Below are 2,962 nucleotides of genomic sequence, written 5' to 3'. Positions count from 1 at the left end.
GTGGAGATGGGACCGTGACAAGATGGTCAAGTATTTGGATATGGGTGGCTTGGGAATTATGCTTAAAAGAGCAAGTATGTGGGTGGATTATATGTGGAAGGCTACTCATACTGGTGAATCCCCAACTAACCAATCCAAGAGAATTGTGTTAGCGGGGAATGATGCTGAAGAAGGGTTTAGGGGGATGGCTCTAGCGACAACTAGGGCTAATCAGGTTTTAGCACTAAAAGCTCAGTTGGTTGCTAATGGAGATGGGGAATTGGGAGGAGTAAACCCAAAAACTTATGATCCTAAAAATGGATTGAAATATTTTCCACATAGAATTTGGCCAAATTTACTTCTTGCAGGTGATCTTCCAGAGCGACAATGGGGATTTGACATAGATGACCCAAGAAGCTTTTTATATGATCAGGGTGCGTTATTGTGGGGGAACTCGCACTTTTTTCAATCAACATACAGAATGACAGATATGTTTACCGAAAACCCACCGGTAGACGGAGGAATACTTGAAAAGAGTCTTGGAGCAGTGCCGCATTATTTGGCAAATATGGTTTTGAAGAATATTGTTGCCATGCATACCAAAGACGGGATTCTTGTTTCGACTTGGGAACCTGATAAAACCAAGTGGTGGGCCAGCAAAAAACTGAAGAAACCCGGCATTGGAAATGAAATAAAGCTTACCGACATGGGGCTGACTTTTATAGGGCTAAAAGAATATGTTGACCGCATGCGTGATCCGCAAGCACTCCTTGCAACCCCCGATGAGGACGATTTAGAACCAGAGTTGACAAAACTGGCGACAGAGCTGGTCAAAAAAAATGCTGACTTTCTGTTGAGCATACAAGGGGAAGATGGGCAGTTTTGTGTGTCCTATGACGTAACTACATCGAAGCCGACGGCCGCCTGTGATTTGAGTCGTCCAAACTTTACAGGAATTTTTGCTCTGGTTGAGGCGTATAAGCTCACGGATGAAGTCAAATATATCGAAGGGGCAAGGAAAACCTGGAATTATGTTTGGGAGAACTTCTGGCATGAACCAACCGGATTGTTCAGGAGCCATTTAGGTGATGATACTGTAAGAATTCATTCTCTGGATGTTGCTGCGCAGTTACGCGCATATCGTGAAATGATGTTCGCAACACCCATACATATGACGAAACCTTTTGTAAGCAAATTCCCCCGTTGGGCGGTTCAGACTTTAATGATGACAGGAATGATCCAGTCTGAAGAAAATAGAAGCGGTGAATTGGCGATGGGGGTTGGGGCCAGGGACTGGGATAACGATGGGGTTCCATGGCTTGGAAGAGGTGATGGAAAATTCGGGATTGCACCAACACTGGCTCTTGAGGTAGCTGTGAATATTGGCTCTCCCGGACAAAACGAGACCTTTAATAACCTTGAAGGACAAAAGCATTGGGCCGAAATGTATGGGGGAAAAATTCAGTATGCATATAAAGCTTTATCTCAGAAAAATGCTGTTAAAGAGATGCAGCTGCCAGTCAAAATTGACTACGAGATGATGATTGATGAAAAAGACTGGGAGGAAAGAGGAGAGCTTTTACGTTGGGACGGAACGGTCCAAATACTGCCGCCTGCAAAACCGTTTAAACGAGGTTCCGAGTTAACCGGCCGACAGATCTTTGAAATGAACTGTGCGCATTGTCACGGATATACCGGTGAAGGAATCACGGGGATATCGTATGAGGCAGATTCGCTTGTTAGAACACGCGATGATATGTTTGAAGTTCCTCACAATGGTCGTTTTACAAGGCTGATGCCCGAATGGGGTATAGGTAACCGTGATGAGATGGGGGCCGTTTTGACAAAGAAGGAAATATATAAAATCGTCGATTATATACAGAGCGATAAGTTTAAAAAAATTTTTGTTGATGTTCAGAATGGTTATGCCTATCCACAATTCCCGCCAAAAGATCCATATTTTTTTATATCAAGATCTTATGTTCGAGGTAAGAAAAAACCCGCAACGAGGGAGGATATTGCTTTAATCATGAACCTGCAAAGAGATGTAGCCAAGACCGGGAAACCTGTCAATATTATTCAAAAACTGATTGAGGCTGAGAAAAATGGCGGCGCAAAAGGGCAGATAAAACTGGCAAGTGAGTGGCCGGAAGAAAACTTTGATCTCACACTTTCATACAATAATGAAATACAAGTTTTTTATGCCAGGAAACCTGTCGAACTAATCGGTGATGAAGCCGTTGTCGAAACTGCTGAAAAAGAAAACAAAGAGAGACTATCAGAGAGTGAAGTCGGCTTGCCGAAGGATTTCTCTGATGTTAATAAAGAAGATCATATGGCAAAAATTTTAACAAGCTCGAATTGAATAAATAATAATAAAGAAAACAGAAAAAGGAAAAAGTATGACGAGGATTAATCTTATCATCAAACATTTTAAGGTTCTCGTGGCATTGGTTTCTGCGATTATGATTTTTGGTTTAAACACCAATGTTTTAGCGAAAACCAAATATAAAGAGATAGAAGTGAAAGGCGGCGCCACAATCAAGGGCGTTGCTAAATGGAAAGGGGATGTACCAACTCTGCCGCCTATAACTGTTTTTAAGCATATGGATAAATGCGGTCAGGAGGTTTTCAATCCTGCTTTGGTGGTTAACCCGGCGAACATGGGTGTTAAGTTCACGGCTGTTTATCTTGAGAAAGTGGCAGAAGGCAAATCACTTCGGGATAAGAAGGCTCGAATTAAAGTGAATAGCCCTGAGGTGCTTCACGCCGGCCAGGATAAAAACCAAAGACCTGATAGTCAACTATGCAATTTTGAAGAACATATGTTTGCATTTGTAAATACCAGGAATGTTGGTCTGTATAATATGGAGGATCTTTTGCATAACCCCCATGCCTTTGGAGGAAATGACGCGACATTATTTAACACACCGCTCCCTGATCGCAACCGCATGACAAAGAAAAAACTCAAAAGGGTTAAAGG

2 protein-coding genes are annotated in these 2,962 nt (G+C 42.4%); both read left to right on the top strand.

Annotated elements, in window-relative coordinates; translation table 11 throughout:
• Nucleotides 1-2,344: cytochrome c (locus F3741_12935; protein ID MZG31681.1), on the top strand; the 2,344-nt coding region annotated here is incomplete at its 5' end.
• A 37-nt stretch (nt 2,345-2,381) separates the two neighbouring features.
• Nucleotides 2,382-2,962 (top strand): hypothetical protein (locus tag F3741_12930; protein ID MZG31680.1); only part of this gene is annotated, 581 nt, incomplete at its 3' end.

Source organism: Nitrospinota bacterium, from assembly GCA_009873635.1.
Taxonomy (GTDB): domain Bacteria; phylum Nitrospinota; class Nitrospinia; order Nitrospinales; family VA-1; genus LS-NOB.
Note: the sequence above shows the minus strand (reverse complement) of the source record. Positions and strands in the feature narration are given on the sequence as shown.